Origin of the sequence: Streptomyces sp. NPDC018833, assembly GCF_044390825.1 — a bacterium.
In the GTDB taxonomy this organism is placed as follows: Bacteria; Actinomycetota; Actinomycetes; order Streptomycetales; family Streptomycetaceae; genus Streptomyces.
This window is the reverse complement of record NZ_JBIRZM010000014.1, coordinates 116396-137174: the sequence shown is the minus strand read 5'-3', so window position 1 is coordinate 137174 and position 20779 is coordinate 116396. Positions and strand designations below refer to the sequence as shown.

Below are 20779 nucleotides of genomic sequence, written 5' to 3'. Positions count from 1 at the left end.
GCCGGCACCACCGCCGACCGGACCCCTCGGCGGCTCAGGTCTCCCGCAGCGGTTCGTAGGCCGCGGCGTGCAGTCCGAACGTCCAGGCGACGCCTTCCTTCGCCGTGCGCGTCGTGGGCGGCACGCGCAGCCAGTACGTACGGTGGGTGCCATCCGGCTCCGGCGTGGAGTTGACCACCTCGACCATCACCACGTCCTCGTCGTCCGCGAGCGCGATCCGCCACAGGATCCCGCTCTCGTCGCGATGCACCGGCTCGGCGCCGGACTCCGCGAGGTAGCGGTCGTAACCGTGGTACTCCAGCATCACGCGGCGCAGTTCCGCGTTCTCCTCCGTGCGTATCCGCTCGGGGGTCAGTGCCGTCAGCTCGTGCAGGAACTCGGCGGGCACTGGCATACCGCGCCACGCGTGCAGGGCGAACCCGTCCGGGAAGAGCAGGGCGGGGCCGTCGCCGTTGTCGAGCCGGCCCGCCTCGTCGCGGTGCAGCTGCGTGGGCCGTTCGCAGATCACGACCGCGTTCTCGTACGGCCACCACCAGCCGGCGTGGGCGGCGACGCGCGCGAGTCCCTCCAGCCGCTCGCCGCGGCCGTCGAAGGCGGCCAGCCATGCCGCGTCGTGCTGCCCGAGGACCGCGTCGAGCAGGACGACACGGAGGTTCGTCTCGGCCTCGGCGCGGCCGGCGGTGTCCTCCGGCGCCTTCTCCAGGAGGGCGTCCACGACTCCTGTCCGTATCCGCTCGGCCAGCGAGCGGGTGCCGTCCCAGAGCAGCGCCCCGGTCGTGCTCCACAGTGCGGTCCAGCCGCCGGGACCCATCTCGTCGTGCACCCGGCGCCGTTCGTCCGCCCAGGGGCGGGTACGCACGTCGTCGCGCACCGAACGTCCCGGCTCCTCGAGGGCCCGCACGGCCTCGACGCCCGCGAGGGGCGAGCCCGCCCAGACGATCCGCTCGGGCGCGGTGAGCCCGGCCGTACGGTACGCGAGCCGTACGCCCTCCTCGGCGGCCGCCCGGTCCGCCGGTCCGGTCGCCGCCGCGATGGCCCGCCACTTGTCCGCATACTGCATGTGAAAGTCCCGTCCCCTGTTGTCGTTCCGCATCTCGTGCCCGGTCACCGCCACGCCCCGCGGGGGTCAGTCGGCGACGATCCGCACCGCTCCGGGCAGGTACTCGCGCTGGCGCACCACCCGGTACCACCCCTTCGGCAGCGGTATCGCCGCGTGCTCCTCGTGCACCACCCGGCCGCCTTCCGGCAGATGGAGCAGCATCGGCCCGAACGGCCCCGGCTCGCGCACCAGTCGGCCGCGCCCGGTCACCGCGTGGGCATGGCCCGTGACCTCGCCGAGGGCGAGCACCATGCGTCCGCGTGCGTCCCGTGCCTCGCCCGGCGCTTCCGCGACGTGCGAGGGCACGGCCTCCCCTGCGACGGGCACGATCAGCACGTCTCCCTGCCGGTACATGTCTCTCCCCTTCCCGCCGGGCGCCGTGTGCGTCCGACCTGCTCATGACGTTAGGGGGCGGGTCTGACAACGGCGTTCGGCGTCGCGGGCTGGCCGCCCCCGCGGGCGGGAGTGTCAGTGGCGCTTGGTAGAACTTGCTCGCACGTCAGCGATCAAGCCTCACCGGTGTCTGGAGCCCGTCATGACCATTTCGGACCATCTGCAGGAGTGGTACGGCCTGCCCGCGTTCGACTTCCCCGACGCCGAGGCCCAGGCCGCGCTGCCGGCGCCGGAGAGCGTCGCCTGGCGGATCTCCGTCGACTCGTACGACAGCGAGGAGGAGTGGCCCGAGGCGTTCGCCCGCTTCGCCGCCGCGGTGGACACCACACAGGTGCGGGCGCTGATCGTCGGCTCGTGGAGCGAGGCCTACGACTCGTCTCCCGACGACGTCATAGAGGCGCTGACCGGGGCGAAGGACCGACTGCCGCGGCTGCGCGGGCTGTTCCTGGGTGACATCACCTTCGAGGAGTGCGAGATCTCCTGGATCAACCAGGGCGAGGTGACGGGGCTGCTCGACGCCTTCGCCGACCTCGAGGAGTTCGGTGTGCGCGGCGGGCAGGGGCTGGGGTTCTCCGCGGTGAAGCACGAGCGGCTGCGCTCCCTCGTCGTCGAGACGGGCGGGCTGGACGCGGGCGTGGTGCGCGGCATCGCCGCGAGTGACCTGTCGGCGCTGGAGAAGCTCGACCTCTGGCTCGGCACGTCGTGGTACGGGGCGAACGCGGACGTGTCGGACCTGGAGCCGTTCCTGTCGGGCACGAGGCTGCCGCGCCTGCGGCATCTTGCGCTGCGCAACAGCGAGATACAGGACGAGATCGCCGTCGCGGTGGCCGGTGCGCCGGTGGTCGCACGCCTCGAGATCCTGGACCTGTCGATGGGCACCCTCGGTGACGACGGCGCCGAGGCCCTGCTGAACGGCCAGCCGATGACCCATCTGAAGAAGCTGGATCTGCACCACCACTTCATGAGTGAGGCGATGGTGCAGCGCCTGTCCGACGCCCTGGTGCCGGCCGGTGTGGAGCTCGACGTGTCGGAGTCGGAGGCCGACGGCTCCGGCGGTAGGGAAGACCGCTACACGGCTGTCGCGGAGTGATCGGCTCCGTCCGCCGCACCGGCCCCCCTCTCGCGGTCGTCGGCATTCCGACGGGCCGCCGTGTGGCGTTGTTCCAGGACGCGCTGCGCACCGCGGGCCTGCCCGCCGCGCGGGTGGTGCCCTGGCTCGATGTGCTGGGCGGCCGGGCGGAGTTCCGGGCGGGCGAGCTGGTACGGATCGACTCTCCGGGCGGGGACGCCGAAGTGGAAAGGGCGTTGCGCGGGGTCGAGGACCCGACCCGCGTGGAGGGCACCCGGCTCTGGTACGAGCGGTTCACCGCCGCCGTATCAGAGATCGCGGCGCTGGCGGCGGCCGGCGGGGCGGAGCTGCTCGACGATCCGGCGGGGCTCGCCGTGCTGTTCGACAAGCGGCTGTGTCACGCGGCCCTGTCGGCGGCGGCCGTTCCGGTGCCCGAGTCGCCGACGTCCGGCGCCGGTGCGCCCGAGGCCGGCGGCTGGGACGACGTGCGCGCGCTGCTGGCCGCGACCGGCCTCCGGCGGGTGTTCGTCAAGCTCGCGCACGGCTCGTCCGCGTCCGGGGTGCTGGCCCTGGAGACGGCGAGCCGGGGCCGGGTGCAGGCCACCACCTCGGTCGAACGGGACGCGAGCGGACGGCTCTTCAACAATCTGCGGGTCCGGCGCTACAGCGGCGAGCGCGAGGTCGCCGCGCTGATCGACGCCCTCGCACCGGACGGTCTGCACATCGAGCGCTGGCTGCCGAAGGCGTCGCAGGACGGGCGGGTCGCCGATCTGAGGGTGGTGGTGGTCGCGGGCCGTGTCACCCACGCGGTGGTGCGTACCAGCCGCTTTCCCATGACCAATCTCCATCTGGGCGGCGGGCGCGGCGACCTCGCGGCCGCCCGGGCGGCGACGGAGGCGGCCGGCGGAAGCTGGGCGGAGACGCTCGCGGTCTGCGAACGGGCCGCGGAGTGCTTCCCCGGGGTGTCGCGCGTAGGCGTCGACCTGCTGCCCGCGACGGGCTGGCGGCGTTTCGCCGTCGGGGAGGTCAACGCGTTCGGGGATCTTCTGCCGCGGCTCACCGGGCTGCCCGGGAGCGGCGCGGAGGGCCTGGACACCTATGCGGCGCAGGTCGCCACCGTACTGAGCAGGACGAGGAACCATCAGAGTGCATCTGCCTGACCACGACACGCTCCATGGCCGCGAGGCCGCCGAGCCGCCCGACATGAACGAGGTCGTCGGGCGGGACGATCTGCTGCTCGTCACGCTCGACACCCTGCGCTTCGACGTCGCCGCCGAGCTGGCGGCCGAGGGTCGGATCCCCCATCTGGCCCGTCATCTTCCCGGTGGCGTCTGGGAGAAGAGGCACGCGCCGGGCAGTTTCACCTACGCCTCCCATCAGGCGATGTTCGCGGGTTTCCTGCCCACCCCGGCGGCGCAGGGGCCTCATCCGAGGCTGTTCGCCGCCCGGTTCGCGGGCAGTGAGACGACCGCGGGCCGTACCTTCGTCTTCGACACCCCGGATCTGGTCTCCGCCCTCGCGGGGGTCGGTTACCGCACGGTGTGCATCGGCGGTGTGGGGTTCTTCAACAAGCAGGGACCGCTGGGTTCCGTGCTGCCTGCTCTGTTCCAGGAGAGCCACTGGGAGCCGGAGTTCGGTGTCGCCTCGCCCACGTCGTTCGAGGCACAGGTGGGGCGGGCGGAGCAGGTGGTGGGCGCGCTGCCGGCCGACCGCAGGCTGTTCCTGTTCGTCAATGTGCCTTCGCTGCACCAGCCCAACTGGTTCCATCTGCCCGGTGCCACCCGCGCCGCCGGTGACTCGCGTGCGACGCACGCCGCGGCCCTCGAGTACGTGGACCGCCACATCGGGCGGCTCTTCGCCGCCGCGAGCAGCCGCCGCCGCTGCTTCGCGATCGTCTGCTCCGACCATGGCACCGCCTACGGCGACGGCGGTTTCACCGGCCACCGGATCGGCCACGAGGCCGTCTGGACGGTCCCCTACGCCCACTTCTTCCTCGAGGCCTCCGCATGAGTACCCCCGTACCGCGGTTCCGTCCGCGCCCCTACCAGAGCTACGTCTACGCCTATCCGCACAAGACGGCCTACCGCCCCCTCGGCGACAGCCGGCCCGTGCTGCGCGAGCTGTGGGCGCACGAGCCCAAGGACGCCCTCTCGCTCTATCTGCACATACCGTTCTGCGAGGTCCGGTGCGGCTTCTGCAACCTGTTCACCAGGATCGGCGCTCCCGACGAGCTGACCGGGCGTTACCTGGACGCGCTCGACCGCCAGGCGGCCGCGGTGCGGGAGGCGCTCGGGGACGACGGCCCGGTCCGGTTCGCGGCGGCCGCGTTCGGCGGCGGCACACCGACGTTCCTGACGGCGGGTGAGCTGGAGCGGCTCTGCGACATCGCGGAGAAGCGGATGGGGGCGGATCTGACGGCGGTGCCGCTCTCCGTCGAGACCTCCCCGGCGACGGCAACGGCCGACCGGCTGGCCGTGCTCGCCGAGCGCGGCACCACCCGCGTCAGCATCGGCGTGCAGAGCTTCGTCGACGCAGAGGCACGGGCCGCGGTCCGTCCGCAGCGCCGGGCCGACGTGGAGGCCGCGCTCGGCCGGATACGGGACGCCGAGATCCCCGTCCTCAACATCGACCTCATCTACGGCATCGACGGCCAGAGTGAGCGGACCTGGCTCTCCTCGCTCGACGCCGCCCTCGGCTGGGAGCCGGAGGAGCTGTATTTGTATCCGCTGTACGTCCGGCCGCTGACCGGTCTCGGTCGCCTCGGGGCCGCGGCCGACGCCGCCTGGGACGAGCAGCGGCTGCGGCTGTACCGCACGGGCCGCGATCATCTGCTCGCCCGCGGGTACGAGCAGGTGTCCATGCGCATGTTCCGCCGTGCCGGCGCCCCGCCCTCCGCCGCCGACGACCACGCGTGCCAGACGGACGGCATGATCGGGCTGGGCTGCGGCGCCCGCTCCTACACGTCGGCCCTGCACTACTCCTTCGACTACGCCGTCGGCATGGGCGAGATACGGCGCATCATCGACGACTTCACCACCACCAGGGACTTCTCCCGCGCGAAGGTGGGCCGCTGGGTCGACGAGGGCGAGGCGCGCCGCCGCCATCTCCTGCAGTCACTGCTGCAGGCGGAAGGGATGGAGGTGGCCTGCTACCGCGAGCGGTTCGGCGCCGCTCCCGCCGACCACTTCCCGGCGGAGCTGGAGCGGTTCGCCGCGCTCGGCTGGCTGGACGCAGCCGCTGCCCCCGGCCGGTTGCGGCTGTCTCCCGAGGGCCTGGCCCACTCGGACGCCCTGGGTCCCGAGCTGTTCTCGCCCGCGGTGCGCGCCGCGATGGCCGCGTACGAGCCGAAGTGAGCGGGGCCATGGATCTGACCGTGCTGTACCGGGGCCCGCTCGCTTCCTGCGACTACGACTGCCCCTACTGCCCGTTCGCGAAGCGGCGCGACAGCCGGGAGCAACTGCGCGCCGACCGGGTGGCGCTGGAGCGCTTCACGGCCTGGGCCGCGGCGCAGACCGATGACCGGCTGTCGGTACTGTTCACCCCGTGGGGAGAGGGCCTGGTCCGCTCCTGGTACCGCAAGGCACTGACCGAGCTGTCACATCTGCCACACATCCGCCGGGTCGCGATCCAGACGAACCTCAGCTGCCGTACCGACTGGATGGCGGACGCGGATCCGGCGAAGCTCGCCCTGTGGTGCACGTATCACCCCAGCCAAACTCCTTATGACCGGTTCATCACCAAGTGTCGGGATCTGGTCAGGCGGGAGATTCGGTTCAGCGTCGGCATCGTCGGCTTTCCCGCCCATCTCGCGCAGGCGCACAGGCTCCGCGCCGATCTGCCGCCGCACATCTACCTCTGGGTGAACGCGCCCGAGGGGCAGGAGCTCTCCGACGCCGAGGCCGACGCCTGGACGGAGCTGGACCCGCTGTTCCCCTACAGCCGCCGTCCGCACCGCTCCGCCGGGCTGCCGTGCCGCACCGGCGAGTCGGTGATCTCGGTGGATGGCGACGGGACCGTCCGGCGTTGCCACTTCGTCCGCGCCGAGCTGGGCAACCTCTACGACGGCTCGTTCCGCCGCGCGCTTCTGCCCCGGTCCTGCCCGCTCGCCGTCTGCGACTGCCACATCGGCTACGTCCACCTGGAGACGCTGCCGCTGTACGACCTCTTCGCCGGCGGAGTCCTCGAACGGATCCCCGCGGCGATTCCCCCGGCGCACCTCTCCGGTACCCCCCGCGCCTGACCTGCTCCGTGCTCAGAGCGGCAGCAGGTCGGGGCGCTTGGCCTCCACATGATCGCCGCCGCCGAATCCGGTTCCGCGGGGCGCTTCATGTCCGCCGTGGCCGTGGGCAAACAGGAGTCGATGGCGTATTCGACGTACCCGCGATCGGGAACCCGCCCGCTCCGCTAGCATGTTCGAGCTCACAACGATCATGTTGAAATATCACAAATCGGCTGAAAATTGATATCTACGGTAACGCGAGTGTTTTCGCGAATAGGCGGCAGCCCTCGGTTGGCTGCATGGCGTCATCCACGCGTCATGCTGTGGGCCGCGGTGAGTGTGCTGGCCCTCGGATTCCTCATTGCACTGGAGATCGCCGCGCGTCGGTACGGCGTGCGGGGGCCGATGAGCAACCAGGTGCGAGAGGTGATATTCGCCCCCAAGTCAGGGCCGCTGTTGTACGCCGGTATGGCGTTGATGATGGTGGTGCTCACCTGGCGGCAGCGGTTCGTCGCGGTCGGCGCCGCGATCGGCATCGATGTCGTCTTCTGGCTCGTGCGGTGGGTGGTCGATGCCAAGATGATGGCCGGCAACGGCGCGTTGTGGGTGGTCTTGGCCCATGGCGTCATCGCTCTCACACGCCGCACCGGCCGGGACCGTGTGCTGCTACTGAAAGGCGTCGGACTGGCCCTGCTGCTGGTGGCCGGTCGTAAGACCGGCGACATCTGGCTGCTGATCACGTCGAAGTCCCGTCCGGTGGTGCTCGACCAGTACGTGGCAGCCGCCGATCACGCGTTGGGCAGCCCGTCATTGCTGGTGGGCCGGATCGTCGAGGCCACCGGCACGGTCGGCTTCCACGTTCTCGACTGGGTCTATGTTCAGCTCGGGGTGGCCGCGGTCGTCGTCGCGCTGTACCAGTTGCGTAACGTGGCGGTCGAGCGCCGCTTCCCCGGCCATCACCTGGTGCGCACCTTCCTGGTCATCGGCCTGCTCGGGCCGGCCATCTACATGATCTACCCGGTGGTCGGACCGGTCTTCGCCTACGGCGCCGAAGGCGGGCACTGGGCGGTGGCCCACCTGTGGCCGGACACGCCGCCGCCGCTCAATACCCCGCATCCGATGCCCTTCGACGAGATCACCCCGCGCAACTGCATGCCCAGCCTGCACACAGCGTGGGCCACCGCGATCTTCATTCATTCCCGCAAGGGCCCACGGGCTCTGCGATTCGCAGGCGCGTTCTGGCTGATCGCCACGCTCGGCGCAACACTGGGCTTCGGCTACCACTACGGCGCGGACATCGTCGCCGGCGTGGTGTTCACGCTCACGATCGAGACGGCGCTGCGCGCACTCGACCGCGGCTGGGACCGGCCGGGAATCCAGCTGGTCGTCTACGGCGCCGCGGTCTTCGCTGCGCTCTTGGCGTCGTACCGCTATCTGTCGGTGGAGATGGCCGGACATCCGTGGGTGTTCGGGCCGCTGCTCATTCTGGCGATGACCTCAGTGGTCTACGGCTACGTACGGACCACCAAGCTCTGGGAACGGAAGGCTGCGTCTGCGCATCTGCCGAAACCACGACGCGAACCGCAGCCCGAACCGCAGCCCGAACTGATTTGAGCCATGTCGCGGCGGGTCGTGGGCTGAGCGCCTCGCGGGTTGCCTTCTCAGGTGGCGGATACCTCGCCGGCCGCGTCGACTCCACCCGCGGGCCGAGTACGTGACCAACGCAATGAACTCGCTGTTCACGGCAGTGTCCAATCTGCAGAATGCCGCGTTTCTTGTGTGACCAGTGTCGACCCCCCCTCGCGATTGCGGTGACCACCGCGTAGCAACCGACGGCGAAGCGGGAACCGGGCTGCATGTCCGCCCAGGTCCACGCCGGGGGTGCCCCACTGCTCGGCTCTGCGAGCCAACCTTTAGACCTGTCGGCCGACCGAAGAGGTCAGGTGCGCACCCCACTTGTAGCGTCGATTGCGCGGTGCCGACCGGTGCCGCATCGATGCCTGCACAAGTCGGTGAGGCGGGCGGACAGACGAAGGGCAACGGGCTGATGCTCAGTGAGACGACATCGAAAGTGACCTGGGGAGCGATTTCCGTCGCGGTCTCCCTTGCCTTTGCCGTATCCGTCTCGGTGCCCTCTCGAGTTCCCTCTTCGAAGTCTGACCCGCCTGCAGCTGCGGCTGATCCTTCGGATTCGGCCTTGGCCCCCGCTCACGCTCCCTCGACTTCCCGTCGAACCGGGAAATCGGAAAATGCTGTGCAGCGGCTCATGGGCGGGGTCATCGAATGCACCTCCAAGAAACCCCGGCTCGCCCGCGCCCTGACCCGGGACATAGCCCGGGCCCTGGCCGGTCGCGCCAGCCGGGCGTCCATCGCGCTGTACGACCGGTCCACGCGTACTTCGTGCGCATACCGCGCCGACAAGCACTACGACTCGGCGAGCATTGTGAAACCGATCGTCCTTGGCGCTCTGCTTCATGCCAGAGGAGAGGGCCTGTCCGAAGAGGAGCAGGATCTCGCGAGGAAGATGATCGTGAACTCGGACAACGAATCGACGTACGTGTTGTGGGACATGGTCGGCCCGGACAGCATCCAGGATTTCCTGGACGAGGCCGGAATGATGAACACGACCATCGACGAAGCGGGCTTCATGGGTCTGACGCAGGTCACTGCGAGGGACCAGGCCACCCTGCTCGAACTGCTCACGGGCGAGGACGATGCGGTCCTGGACGAGGAGGAGCGCGCCTACATCCTCGACCTCATGCGGGACGTGCAGGAGGATCAGCGGTGGGGAGCGCCCGCCGGAGCTCCGTCGGATGCCGACGTCCAGGTGAAGAACGGGTGGCTTCAGCGTTCCGAAGAGAACCTCAGGAACCCCTGGGATCGCGGGGACTGGAAGGTCCACAGCATGAGCGCGATCACCGGCCGCGCGCACGACTACGGCCTGGTGGTCCTGACCGAGAACAACAGGGTCCCTGAGGACGAGCATCCGGAAGCGGGATGGGACTATGGCATGGACACGATTGAAAGCGTGGCCCAAGCCATCCACCGGAATCTGTACCCCGGCCGGTGACGCGTGGGCGAGTACCACTCGGGTCCCATTCCCGGCTCGCGCCGGGTCCTGGTGGTGGCGAACCCCGCCGCCTGCGTCAGGCGACTCGTTAGGTGACTGGTCCGGCTGTCGTCGTGGCCGCGTTCTCGGCCGGCGCCGTCCGCTTACCAAGTGGGCCGTGCATCCCTTGGGCCGACCACGGCGACCCGCAGATGCGCGGGTTGTCACCACACAGCAGCCTTTTCGGCGGTTCAAGACGCCAACTCCCCCGGGCGGGTGGCAGCCCCAGGCAGACCGGCGGGCGCTGGGTCACCAGGTCAGGCCGACGCCTGCGAGGGCGGGGTCAGCGGTGGTCTGGCGCCGGAGATTCCGCTCCCGACCACAGCGGGTGACCGGGCCACCCGCTCACGCGGTGCTCACGCGGTGCTCGCGCGGGATGCCCGCGTCGGTCCGCGGCCCCGGGTCGGCACAGATCGGCGGCGACTGCTATTCCTTGACGGCTCCCGCGTTGGCGCCTTGGACGAAGTAGCGCTGGAAGCAGAAGAACAGCGCGGCGACGGGCAGGGTGGCCAGGAGGGCCGCTGCCAGTTTGAGCGGGTACTGGGTGCCACCGCCGAGGCTGCCTGAGACGAGCCGGGCGAGTCCGGTGGTCAGGGTTTCGTACTGGCTGGACTGGGTGGCCACGAGGAAGTGGGTGAATTCGTTCCACGAGCCCTGGAACGACAGGATGGTCAAGGTGATCAGGGCGGGCCGGGCCATGGGCAGGACGATCGACCAGAAGGTGCGGAAGACCCCGGCGCCATCGACGCGGGCGGCTTCCTCCACTTCCCGGGGGATGGATTCGAAGAACTGTTTCATGATGAAGATGCCCGCCGCGTCGACCATCAGGGGCAGGATCATGCCGGTGTAGGTGTCGAAGAGCCCGAAGGTGTTGAGGACCAGGAATCTCGGGATCAGCAAGGCCACGTTGGGGACCGCGAGGACGGCGATGATGAAGCCGAACAGCAGGGTGCGGCCGCGGAAGTGCAGCCGGGCCAGTGCGTAGCCGGCCATCGAGTCGAACAGGACACGTCCGGCGGTGACGACGACGGCGACGAGACCCGAGTTGCCCAGCCAGCGCAGGAACGGCACACCGTCACCGGCCTGGCTCAGTCCGAACAGCCGCTGGTAGGCGGCGGTCGTGGGGGTGGTGGGGATCAGCCCGAGGGGGTGTGCTGCTGCCTCCGGGTCCGTTTTGAACCCGGTCACCAGCTGGATCACGAAGGGCATCAGATACAGCGTCCCGAGCGCCGCCACCAGCGTGTATCCGAGGATGCGCAGCGTCAGGGGGAAGCGGCCGAGTACCGGCAGTCCCGGCGCCCGGACGGCCGCGGCCTTGGCGTTCATCGCGTCCTCCGGGGGCGATTGGTGCGCTCGCGCAGCACGAAGCGTTGCAGGGCGGTCATGGTCAGGATCAGCGTGAGCAGGATGAAGGCGATGGCCGACCCCTGTCCGAAGTCGGCGTCGCCGAAGGCGGACGAGTAGGACAGGTACGCCGGGGTCAGAGTTGTGTTACCGGGGGCGCCCTGGCCCATGACGTACACCTGGTCGAAGACCTGCCACGTGCCGATCAGTCCGAGGGTGAGGACGAGGAAGAGCACGGGGCGCAGCGCGGGCAGGGTCACGTAGCGCAGCATCTGCAACCGGTTGACACCTTCGATGGCGGCGGACTCCTCCAGCTCGCGCGGGATGCCCTGGAGAGCCGCGAGGAAGATCAGCATGAAGGTGCCCGAGGTCGTCCACACGGCGAGCAGGATGATCGTGCACATCGCGACGGACGGGCCGGACAGCCACTCGAACCAGGACAGGCCCATGATGGAGTGTTCGGCCAGGGCGCCTGAGGGGTGGTCGATGTCGACGATGCCCAGCGCGCCGAGGAGGAGAGAGAGCACTCCGCGGGGGTCGTTGAACCAGTTCGGGCCCCTCACTCCGACCCAGGACGCCACGGTGTTGACGGCGCCGCTGCCCTGGAAGAGAAAGAGGAAGATCGTGGAGACCGCGATCGAGCTGGTGACGGAGGGGAAGTAGAACGCGGTGCGCAGGGCGCCACGGCCGCGCAGCATCCGCTGGTTGACGATGATCGCCAGCGCCAGCGCGAGGACGGTCTGCAGCGGCACGGTCAACAGCACGTAGTAGGCGTTGTTGCGCAGCGAGGTGGCGAAGAGGGTGCGGTCGAGTCCGTCCCGGATGAGCAGGTTCCGGTAGTTGTCGAGCCCGACGAACTTCGCCTCTCCGTTGAAAGGGTTGGACTGGCCGTCCCAGTTCAACAGGCTGACCCACAGCGCCATCAGGGTCGGCAGGACCAGGAACAGGCCGAGGACGATCACCATGGGGCTGACGAACAACCAGCCCCAGGTGCCTTCGGCGCGGCGCCCCGCGCGCGGGGCGGATTTGGCGCGGGGCGCCGCGGCCGGGCCGGGCCCGCCGGGCGTGTCAGGTTCGCCCGGCGAGACGGCCGTACGGGGACCCCCGCCCGCGCGCGAACGCGGGACCGGGCGAGGGTGCTGTGACGTACGCGGGGACATGGAGGCTCAGTCGCCCTTCGTGAGGGCCTGATCGCCGTTGCGCTGCAGGTCGGCGAGGATCCTCTTCGGGTCGCTGGTGCCCAGCTTGGCGAGGTCGGTGTTGAACTGGTTGAGGACCTTGTCGAAGCCGGCGACGGTCACCGGGCCCTGGGCGTAGGCGGTGGCGTCGGCCCACGCCTTGGCGGACGGGTTCTTCTTCGCGTACTCGCCGAGGGCGCTGGTGCGGGAGGGCATCACGCCGAAGGCATCCGCGTTCTTCAACTGCTGTGTGGCGGAGGTCAGGTGCCGCACCAGGTCCACGGCCGCTGTCCGGTGGGTGCTGTCCTGGGCCACGCCCCAGCACTGGCTGAAGGCGAGGGTGCCCTTTCCGGACGGGCCGGCGGGCAGCGGAACCACTGAGTACTTCACGTTCGGGTAGTCGGCCTTCATGCCGCCGGTGAGCCAGTTGCCCTCGATGGTCATGGCGGCCTTGCCCTTGCCGAGGGCCTCGCCGCCCCAGTTGGTGTCGACCTGGTTGGCGTACTTCAGGGAGCCGGACTTCAACAGCGACTGCACGTAGGCCAGCGCCTCAGCGTTCTGTGCGCTGTGGGCGGTCATCTGCGTCTGGTCGGCGTTGGTGATCCAGCCGCCGGCCTCTCTCATGAAGACGCCGACCCGCGCGTACTCGCCGTTGATGACCAGCCCGGTGACATTGCCCTTGGTCAGCCTGGCGGCAAGCGTCTTCAGCTGAGCCCAGGTGGTGGGGTAGTCCTTCGCGGTCAGCCCGGCCTTCATCCACAGGTCCGTGTTGATCGCCAGGGCGAGGGTGGAGGTGTCCTTGGGCAGGCACACCAGCTTCCCGTTGTAGGTGAAGGAGGCGCGCAGCTGGGCGGAGAAGTCGTCCGCGTCCTTGATCTGGTCGCCGTAGGCGTACAGGGAGCCGCCCTTGGCGTAGTTGGCGAACTGGCTGGAGTCGACGTAGAAGGCGTCCGGCGGCTTGTGCCCGGCGAACGACTGGGCGAGCTGCTGGTTGATGTCCTTGGCGACGTCCACGGTCACCGTGTTGCCGGACTTCTTGGCGTATGCGGCGGCCGCCTCCTTGACGGCCCTGGTCTCGGCGTCGCCCGAGGAAGCGATCAGAACGGTGAGGTGCTGCTTGGAGCTGGAGTCCTGCGCGGTCTTCTTGTCGCCGCCGAAACTCGACGAGCAGCCTGTGGCGGTCAGTATGGCCGCACAGGTGACAAGGGCCGCGACGGCCGTACGGTTTTGCATGACTTCCTCCGGTGGTGCGGGGCGGTACGTGCGGCTCCACCCGGGCGGCACGGGGACGTGGGTCCGGGGTGGGGGGGAGCGGAGGGTGAAGTTTCGAAGGTGAGGCGGTGCCGGCGGTCGGGGGCACCCGGTGGCGCCTACTCGGTTGGGGCGGACCGCGTCGTGGTGGTGCTGTCGCGGACGACCAGGGACGGCTCCAGCAGGAGACGCTCGGGCGGTGTGCCGGGGGAGGCGATTCGCGCCAGCAGAAGCCGCACGCACTCCCGGCCGACGTCCTCCAGCGGCTGGGCGATGGAGGACAGGGCGGGGGAGAGGAGTGCGGCGGTCGGCGAGTCGTCGAAGCCGACCACGGCGATGTCGCGGCCTGGGGTGGCACCGCGTTCGCGCAGCGTCTGGTAGCAGCCGAGCGCAAGCATGTCGCTGGCCGCGACCACTGCGGTCGCGCCCGCGTCCAGGAGCGGCTCGACGGCGGCGCGGGCGGCGTCGATGTCGTTCACGCTCTGGCCGCGCCGCCCGCGGGTGGACAGGCCGTGCCGGCGCATGGCGCGCTGCCAGCCCTCGGCGCGGTCGTCGCCGGCGCCGGAGGAGCCGCGCTCCCAGCCCAGGAAGGCGATCTTGCGGTGTCCCTGGGCGACGAGGTGCTCGACCGCGGCGTCCGTGCCCGAGGCGCCGTCGACGTCGACCCAGTCACCGATCTGCCGTCCCGACCACATCCGGCCGAAGCCGACGAACGGCACGCCCCGCTTGGCCAGCCACGCCTGGCGCGGGTCGCCGCGCTCGGTTCCGCTGAGCACGAAGCCGTCGACCTCGTGCTGGCCCAGCAGCTCCTCGTACCCCTCCAGCGTCGGTTCGCCGGACGGGCAGGCGAAGAGCAGAATCCGGTAACCGGCCTCGTCGGCGGCGTGCGACAGGGCATGCAGGAAGCGGTCCAGGACGGGGCTGCTGAACGGCACGGGCTGGATGCCGTAGCCGATCAGCTTGCTGGAGCGGGTGCGCAGCGTCTGCGCGGCGCGGCTGGGGCGATAGCCCATCTCGTCGATCATGCGGCGGACCCTCTCCAGGGTCTCGGGCCGCAGCATGTCCGGCGAGTTGATCGCGTTCGACACGGTCTGCGGGGAGACCCCGGCCCGGCTGGCGACCATCGCGAGGGTCACCGGGCCGGCCTTGACCGAGGAACTGCTGCTGGAGCGGGGCATACGGGTCTCCGACTTACAGAGGAGATGTGACTGGATTTTAGCGTTCCAAACACATTGCCAGTGCCCTGAAGAGTCACTTAGTGTTTTTGGAACGATCTAACACGGAGAGGTTCTACTCCTTTGGACTCCACTGTCAAGACCCAGGAAACCAACGGAACGGTCACGGCACCGCCGTTTGCGGCAGGGGGCCTGCAGCCGTTCCTGCACGACGCAGCCGTCACGCTGCACGCCCCCAGCCTGGTGATCTCGCATCCGGACGGGCAGCTCAGCGGGGGCGCGGACGGCTTCTATCACGGGGACCGCAGGGCGCTGTCCCGCCTGACCGTCGCCGCCGAGGGCATCCATCTGGCTCCGGTCCATGGCCGGCCGCGGGGAGCGGACCGGGCCGACTTCAGGGCGATCCTGCGCGGGCTCGGCGAGGTGACAGCGGACCCCGCCGTCGCCCTGCACCGCAGCCGGAGCACGGCGGCAGGCCGGCTGGAAGAGGTCTTCGAGGTCACCAACGCAGGCAGCGAGCACGTCCGTTTCCGGCTGACACTGACCGTCGGCACGGACCTCGCCACGATGGAGCAGGTGAAGTCCGGGCATGCTCTGGAGACGGTTGAGCCGCAGGTCGCTGACGCCGACGATGTCGGCCTGACCTGGACCGGCGACGACTTCACCGTCAGCCTGGCCTGCGAGCCCGCACCGGACGTGCTCGAGGTGCCGACGGTCCGGCTGTCGTACGACATCGACCTCGAGCCCGGCACCTCGTGGAGCGTGACACTGACCTGCACAGCGACCTACGCCGACGGCGACCAGTTCCCGGCCCCGCCGGCACAACCACTGCCCTGGCGCACCCCCGTAATACGCAGCGCGGACCGCCGCTTCGACCAGTGGCTCCAGCAGTCCCTCGCCGACCTGGACCGCCTGCGCCTCACAGACCCGCAGTCGCCGCATGAGGACCGCCCGGACCAGTTCCTGGCCGCCGGAGCCCCCTGGTTCCTGACCCTCTTCGGCCGCGACTCACTCTGGGCCGCCCGAATGCTGCTCCCGCTCGGCACGGACCTCGCCGCCGGCACCCTGCGCACACTCGCCCGCCGCCAGGGCGGGGTCACCGACCCGGCTACCGAGGAACAGCCGGGCAAGATCCTGCACGAAGTGCGCCGCGGCAGCCTGCAGATCGCGCACCAGCTCTCGCTCCCCCCGGTGTACTACGGCACCGTCGACGCCACCCCCTTGTGGATCACCCTTCTCCACGACGCCTGGCGCTGGGGCCTGGATCCCCAGGAGGTCGAACAGCTGCTGCCGCACGCCGAGTCGGCGCTCGCATGGATGCGTGGCCAGGCGGACGCTGACGGCGGCGGCTTCCTCAAGTACATCGACCAGACCGGCTATGGCCTGTCGAACCAGGGCTGGAAGGACTCCGACGACTCCATCCGCCAACGCGACGGCCGCCTTGCCCGTCCGCCGATCGCCCTGTGCGAAGTCCAGGCGTACGCCTACGAGGCGGCGCGGGGCGGTGCGGCGCTGTTGCGGTCCTTCGGCCGCCCGGGGGCCGACGAGTGGGAGGAGTGGGCCGAACGGCTGGCCGACCGCTTCCGCAAGCGCTTCTGGGTCGAGGACGCCCACGGCCCCTACCCGGCGGTCGCACTGGACCGCGACGGCCGACCGGCGGACTCGGTGACCTCCGGCTTCGGTCACCTGCTCGGCACGGGACTGCTGAACCATGAGGAGAGTGCCCTGCTGGCGGCCCGCCTCAGTGCGCCAGACCTCGACTCCGGCCATGGGCTGCGCACGCTGAGCAGTGAGTCGGTGGGCTTCAACCCATACGGGTACCACACCGGTTCGATCTGGCCGCACGACACGGCGATCGCCGTGCACGGGCTCGTCCGGGCCGGTTTCCCGCACGCGGCGGATGCACTGGCGGCCGGCCTGCTCACTGCCTCCGCCGCCTTCGATGCCCGACTGCCCGAACTCTTTGCAGGCCACGGCAGCCAAGCGGGCACGCAACCTGCCCCCTATCCCGCGTCCTGCCGGCCGCAGGCGTGGGCGGCGGCGTCGTCGGTCCTCGTGCTCCGATCGGCCCTTGGCCTCGACGCGGACGTCCCCGCGGGCACGGTGACGGTCGCGCCCACCTTCGCCCACGAATACGGGCCCTTGACGGTGACGGAACTTCAGGTCGCCGGATGCCCGATGCACGTCACCGTAGCCGCGGACGGCACGACGAATGTGGTCGCTCCGGAAGGGCTGGTGGTGGTCGGGGGCAGCCATCGCCACCGCTGACTGATACACAAGCGCAGTCCGCGCAGTCCGCGCAGTCCGCGCAGTCCGCGCAGTCCGCGCGGTTCGGCGCGGCGGTGGGGCGGACGTGGTCTCACGTATCGAGCAGACCTCTCAGGGGCACGGCCGGTTGCGGTTGCCTCTTGCGTTGCTCACCGCGCCACGTGATGCCGCCCTCCCGCTGTCGCGACTCGTGGGCATGGTGCACGCGAACGCCGTGCAGCACGGCACGCGCGGCCGACCGGTTGTCGGCGGGCTGTTCGCGGTGGTGGGCCTCGCAGTGCGTCCCGCCGTGCGGTGTGCGCGGCGGTCGTCGCTCGTCGGTGACGGTCATCGGCCACCGTCAGCGTGACGTGCAACGCCGGGCTTGTCGTACTGCCCGCCCCAGCCGTTGACGTCAGTGGAGAAACCCAGCCCGGCGTGCCCATAGCGCCAGTCGCCGATGGTGACGGGCGTGAGCTTGGGCGAGGCTGACGGGGCTGCCACTGGCGTACTGGGGGTGGGCACAACGAGGGACGGTGTCGGACGTCGGGGGCTCGCCTGGGACACCCACCGGGATGGCACCCCGCCCGCGCGGATCCCGTCCTGCGACGTATTCGCTGCTGCTGGGCGTATCCGTCAGCTCGGGCACCGGGTCGCGCGCCAGGGCGTCGAGGGCTGGGAGCCCGCCACGGGGGTGATGACGTTTCCATCATGACAGGTCAGCGGGGGTTTTCGTAGGACGAACGGCACAGCCCGGAAACGTTGTTGGCCGCTGTCCGCAGCTCGCAGAATCACCGTCATGAATTCCGCGACGAAGCATGCAGGGCAGTCCGGTCACGCGGGGCGGACCGCCCATGCCGAGAACATCGATCACGACGCGGTACTGCGAGCGCGCACGGCGCTGCTGGGCTCCGGCAGGCTCAGTCGTCGTCAGGAGGCGGACGCCTGCCGGACACTTTCGGTGGTGAGCCCGTTGGCGTATCTGCCGCGCCTGGTAAGGGCTCTGCTGAGCCTCAGTTACGAACTTGGCGCTCATCCGCAGGCCTGCCTGAGCGTGTGCGCCGAAGCGGTCGAGGCGGCCCGGCGGCTGGACGGAATGGAGCCGGGACGACGGGCCGAACCGCTCGTCGACGCGCTGGACGCGTACCAGCGGCAGCTGTACGTGCTCGGCCGGCGGGCGGAGGGCCTCTCGGCACGGGAGGAGATGGCGCTGGCCGGCCGCCGGGCGTTCGAAACGGGGCAGGTGGAAAGCCCCGTGTACGGTCTCGGCCCCATGGCCACCGCCTTGGCCGAGGAGGGGCGACACCGGGAGGCGGCGGAGTTGTGCGGCAGGATCGTGGCCGCCGCGCGTCAGGAGGGCTCGGGCAGGGGCCCGTCGTTCTGGGACATGGTCGAGTGGGCGGCCGAGCTGGACGCGGCCGGCCGGCACGAGGCGGCCCTCGACGCCTTCGGAGAGCTGGTCTCGACCAGTCGCCGCGAAGTCGAGGACGGACGCACGTCACTCGCGAACCTGCTGTGGGAACTGGTCCGCTTCGCCGAAATGCTCGACTCCCGCGGGCGGTCCGCCGATGCCCGTGCCGCACGGCGGGAGGCCGGAGAGCTGTTCACCGAACTGGCGGCGAGTGGCGAGCGCAAGAGCTGGAGCTCCATCCTCGCGTGGTGGCGGATCCTGCTGGGACTGTCGGGACGCGTACACGAGCAGGCGCAGCCGGGCGAAACGGAGCTGCCGTTCGGTTCCGACACGCTCGGCTGGTCTCCGGGCCTGTGGGCGGCGTACGTCGAGGGCCGGGCCGGCCTCGAGGCGGTCGCCGCCTCGCTCGCGCCACTGGCCGCCGCCGATCCGGGCAACTACCTGGAGGAGCTGGTCACCGTGCATCGGCGGCTGACGATCCGTTCGGTGTTCTACTGGGAGCGTCGCACTCATCGCATTCTGGAGCCCCTCCGGCCCCTGTTCGACGAAGGAGTCGCTCTCGCGCGCCGACTGGCCGAGGCGGATGAAGACAAGGGCCGGGCGGTGCTCACCAGGGCACTGACGGACAGGTCCACGCTGTTTGTCGCCGCAAAGCGGTACGCAGAGGCGCGCGACGACTTCGCGGAGGCGACCGGACTGCGCGGCTGACGGCAGCAGTGGGCGACGGCAGTGGGCGGCGGCAGATCGCGGGCCGCCGCCCACTGCGGAAGCCTCAGCTCCGCAGGTGTCCCAGCACGGCCCGCACCGCTCGGGTCACCGCATCGCGTGCCTGCTCGGTGTGGTCGATCGTCTCGAACCCGTGATGGCCGCCCGGCACGTCGACGATCTCGACAGCCGCGTCGCAGTCCTCGGCGGCGGCCAGGAACTCCCCGACCGTCACCGCGATCTCTGCGATCTCCAGCTCCACCCGGGTCAGCACGATCGGCAGGCGCTCCGCCTTCCGTACCGCGGCCGCCGGCCGGAAGCGCGTATCGGTGAGCCCCCAGCTCGGCAGGGGAGCGAGTACGGGATAGGTCGCCGCCAGACACCGCAGCCACGGCGGAGGCGATGCGAGCCAGTCCGCGGAGAGCGGTCCGCCGCCGGAGAAGAACCAGAGCGCGACGCGTTCTGCGTCGACGCGCGGATCCGCTCGTACGAGATCGACCGCCGCGGTGACGTCCTCGGCGGCCCGCCCGTAGTCGCCGACACCATGCAGCCGGTGGTCCAGCGTCACGCCGACCGCTCCCAGGCTCGCCACGTACTGGGCGTAGCCGACGAAGCCGGGCCAGTCACGCGGTGTCGGCCGCGTCTCGGCGGGGATCGGGCCGCCGTGGACGAACACCACCGCGGGCCGCGGGCCGTCGGCATCCGGCAGATGGAGGTCGACCCGGCCCACCCGCTCGCGGTGCTGCTCGGGTACGTCCAGCAGGAAGGGCCGTAGATGCGGGGGCTGTTCGCCGACTGCCTCGGTCAGTCGGTGTCCTTCGCCTGCGGCGGCCCGGAGCAGCGCCTCGGCCAGTTCGCCAGGGGCGGACAGCATCGGCCAGTGCCCGGTGGCTAGTTCGAAGAACGTCACCCGCGGGTCGGTGAGCGCCTTCAGACGGGGGTCACCCAGTCCCACCATGGCCTGGACGATGGCGATGCTCGACCCGTTCGCCGTGCACAGGACACCGGTCGACGGCAGCTCCAACACCGCTCCGGACAGGCGCAGCGGCTGGGTGAGAGTGGCCTGCGGCTGGGGTGCGGCACGGTCGGAAAGCAGGGTCAGTGCGTCTTCGGGGACACCGGCCGTGCTGCCCCAGCGCTGCCATCCGTCGGCCGCCGGCGGGGGGATGCGCCAGTCGTCGTCGGACTCGGCCCGACCGACCAGGCGGTCACGCACCGCCTGGTCGGTCACCGACTGGGCTGCCGGTTCGCCGTTCTGGGGGATGCCCGCGTCCAGGTGGACGACCCGGGCGATCCGCTCCGGACGCCGGTCGGCGGCACCGAGTACCGGGTGGATGCCGTAGTCGTGGCCGACGATCACCACTTGGGATGAGGCCACCTCGTCGATCAGCCGCACCACGTCGTCGACATGCGTCTCCAGGTCCGTGTCGGGGCCCGCCAGGTGCCGGCGGTCGCCCATCCCCGTGAGCGTCACCGGATGGACCTCCGCCCCGGACTCCCGTAGCCGTGCAGCCACTTCCTGCCAGACCCAGCCGTCGGTGAAGGTGCCCGACACCAGGACGAATGCCGTCATGAACGT

General features: G+C 70.4%; 17 protein-coding genes. 9 read left to right on the top strand and 8 right to left on the bottom strand.

The window, feature by feature from the left end:
• Positions 1 to 34 precede the first annotated feature (34 nt).
• Together ACH5AF_RS25985 and ACH5AF_RS25980 are read right to left on the bottom strand one after the other, a co-directional pair.
• Positions 35 to 1060 (bottom strand): DUF6745 domain-containing protein, encoded by a 1026-nt coding sequence (locus ACH5AF_RS25985; RefSeq protein WP_398904662.1) that lies wholly within the window; start codon positions 1058 to 1060, stop codon positions 35 to 37.
• Between the two features lie 66 nt (positions 1061 to 1126).
• Complete coding sequence (locus ACH5AF_RS25980; RefSeq protein WP_398904660.1) at positions 1127 to 1453, bottom strand: hypothetical protein; 327 nt, start codon at positions 1451 to 1453, stop codon at positions 1127 to 1129.
• Between the two features lie 181 nt (positions 1454 to 1634).
• On the opposite strand from ACH5AF_RS25980, the gene ACH5AF_RS25975 reads away from it, so the two are divergent.
• The 7 genes from ACH5AF_RS25975 (at position 1635) to ACH5AF_RS25945 (ending at position 9850) form a co-directional block, all read left to right on the top strand.
• On the top strand, positions 1635 to 2582 hold the full coding sequence (locus tag ACH5AF_RS25975; RefSeq protein WP_398904658.1) for an STM4015 family protein: 948 nt from the start codon (positions 1635 to 1637) through the stop codon (positions 2580 to 2582).
• A complete protein-coding gene (locus tag ACH5AF_RS25970; protein ID WP_398904825.1) occupies positions 2582 to 3721 on the top strand; it encodes an STM4014 family protein in 1140 nt (379 codons plus the stop codon). Before ACH5AF_RS25975 ends, ACH5AF_RS25970 begins: the two co-directional genes overlap by 1 nt.
• 43 nt (positions 3722 to 3764) lie before the next feature.
• Complete coding sequence (locus tag ACH5AF_RS25965; RefSeq protein WP_398904824.1) at positions 3765 to 4571, top strand: STM4013/SEN3800 family hydrolase; 807 nt, start codon at positions 3765 to 3767, stop codon at positions 4569 to 4571.
• Entirely contained in the window at positions 4568 to 5914 is a 1347-nt protein-coding gene (locus tag ACH5AF_RS25960; RefSeq protein ID WP_398904656.1) for an STM4012 family radical SAM protein, read from the top strand. The genes ACH5AF_RS25965 and ACH5AF_RS25960 overlap by 4 nt, the downstream gene beginning before the upstream one ends.
• A gap of 8 nt (positions 5915 to 5922) precedes the next feature.
• Positions 5923 to 6801: an STM4011 family radical SAM protein gene (locus tag ACH5AF_RS25955; RefSeq protein ID WP_398904654.1), complete on the top strand. Its 879-nt coding sequence runs from the start codon at positions 5923 to 5925 to the stop codon at positions 6799 to 6801.
• Between the two features lie 297 nt (positions 6802 to 7098).
• Positions 7099 to 8394: a phosphatase PAP2 family protein gene (locus ACH5AF_RS25950; protein WP_398904652.1), complete on the top strand. Its 1296-nt coding sequence runs from the start codon at positions 7099 to 7101 to the stop codon at positions 8392 to 8394.
• Between the two features lie 361 nt (positions 8395 to 8755).
• Positions 8756 to 9850, top strand: coding sequence for a serine hydrolase (locus tag ACH5AF_RS25945; RefSeq protein WP_398904650.1), 1095 nt, complete (start codon positions 8756 to 8758; stop codon positions 9848 to 9850).
• A 465-nt stretch (positions 9851 to 10315) separates the two neighbouring features.
• Here ACH5AF_RS25945 and ACH5AF_RS25940 read toward each other — a convergent pair whose 3' ends face one another.
• The 4 genes from ACH5AF_RS25940 to ACH5AF_RS25925 all read right to left on the bottom strand — a co-directional run bounded on the left by ACH5AF_RS25940 (position 10316) and on the right by ACH5AF_RS25925 (position 14840).
• Positions 10316 to 11215: a carbohydrate ABC transporter permease gene (locus ACH5AF_RS25940; protein ID WP_398904649.1), complete on the bottom strand. Its 900-nt coding sequence runs from the start codon at positions 11213 to 11215 to the stop codon at positions 10316 to 10318.
• Positions 11212 to 12198 (bottom strand): carbohydrate ABC transporter permease, encoded by a 987-nt coding sequence (locus ACH5AF_RS25935; protein WP_398904822.1) that lies wholly within the window; start codon positions 12196 to 12198, stop codon positions 11212 to 11214. Before ACH5AF_RS25935 ends, ACH5AF_RS25940 begins: the two co-directional genes overlap by 4 nt.
• A gap of 201 nt (positions 12199 to 12399) precedes the next feature.
• Positions 12400 to 13644 carry an extracellular solute-binding protein gene (locus ACH5AF_RS25930; protein WP_398904648.1) on the bottom strand — a complete coding sequence of 415 codons (1245 nt, stop codon included), beginning with the start codon at positions 13642 to 13644 and terminating at the stop codon, positions 12400 to 12402.
• A 137-nt stretch (positions 13645 to 13781) separates the two neighbouring features.
• Positions 13782 to 14840 carry a LacI family DNA-binding transcriptional regulator gene (locus ACH5AF_RS25925; RefSeq protein WP_398904646.1) on the bottom strand — a complete coding sequence of 353 codons (1059 nt, stop codon included), beginning with the start codon at positions 14838 to 14840 and terminating at the stop codon, positions 13782 to 13784.
• A gap of 120 nt (positions 14841 to 14960) precedes the next feature.
• On the opposite strand from ACH5AF_RS25925, the gene ACH5AF_RS25920 reads away from it, so the two are divergent.
• Positions 14961 to 17105, top strand: a complete 2145-nt coding sequence (locus ACH5AF_RS25920) for a glycogen debranching N-terminal domain-containing protein (RefSeq protein WP_398904644.1) — start codon at positions 14961 to 14963, stop codon at positions 17103 to 17105.
• A gap of 91 nt (positions 17106 to 17196) precedes the next feature.
• Here the strand turns inward: ACH5AF_RS25920 and ACH5AF_RS25915 are convergent, their stop codons facing one another.
• Positions 17197 to 17436, bottom strand: a complete 240-nt coding sequence (locus ACH5AF_RS25915; RefSeq protein ID WP_398904642.1) for a hypothetical protein — start codon at positions 17434 to 17436, stop codon at positions 17197 to 17199.
• Between the two features lie 447 nt (positions 17437 to 17883).
• On the opposite strand from ACH5AF_RS25915, the gene ACH5AF_RS25910 reads away from it, so the two are divergent.
• Entirely contained in the window at positions 17884 to 19203 is a 1320-nt protein-coding gene (locus ACH5AF_RS25910; protein WP_398904640.1) for a hypothetical protein, read from the top strand.
• A 64-nt stretch (positions 19204 to 19267) separates the two neighbouring features.
• On the opposite strand, the gene ACH5AF_RS25905 is transcribed toward ACH5AF_RS25910, so the two are convergent.
• Positions 19268 to 20773 (bottom strand): alpha/beta fold hydrolase, encoded by a 1506-nt coding sequence (locus tag ACH5AF_RS25905; RefSeq protein WP_398904638.1) that lies wholly within the window; start codon positions 20771 to 20773, stop codon positions 19268 to 19270.
• Positions 20774 to 20779 lie beyond the last annotated feature (6 nt).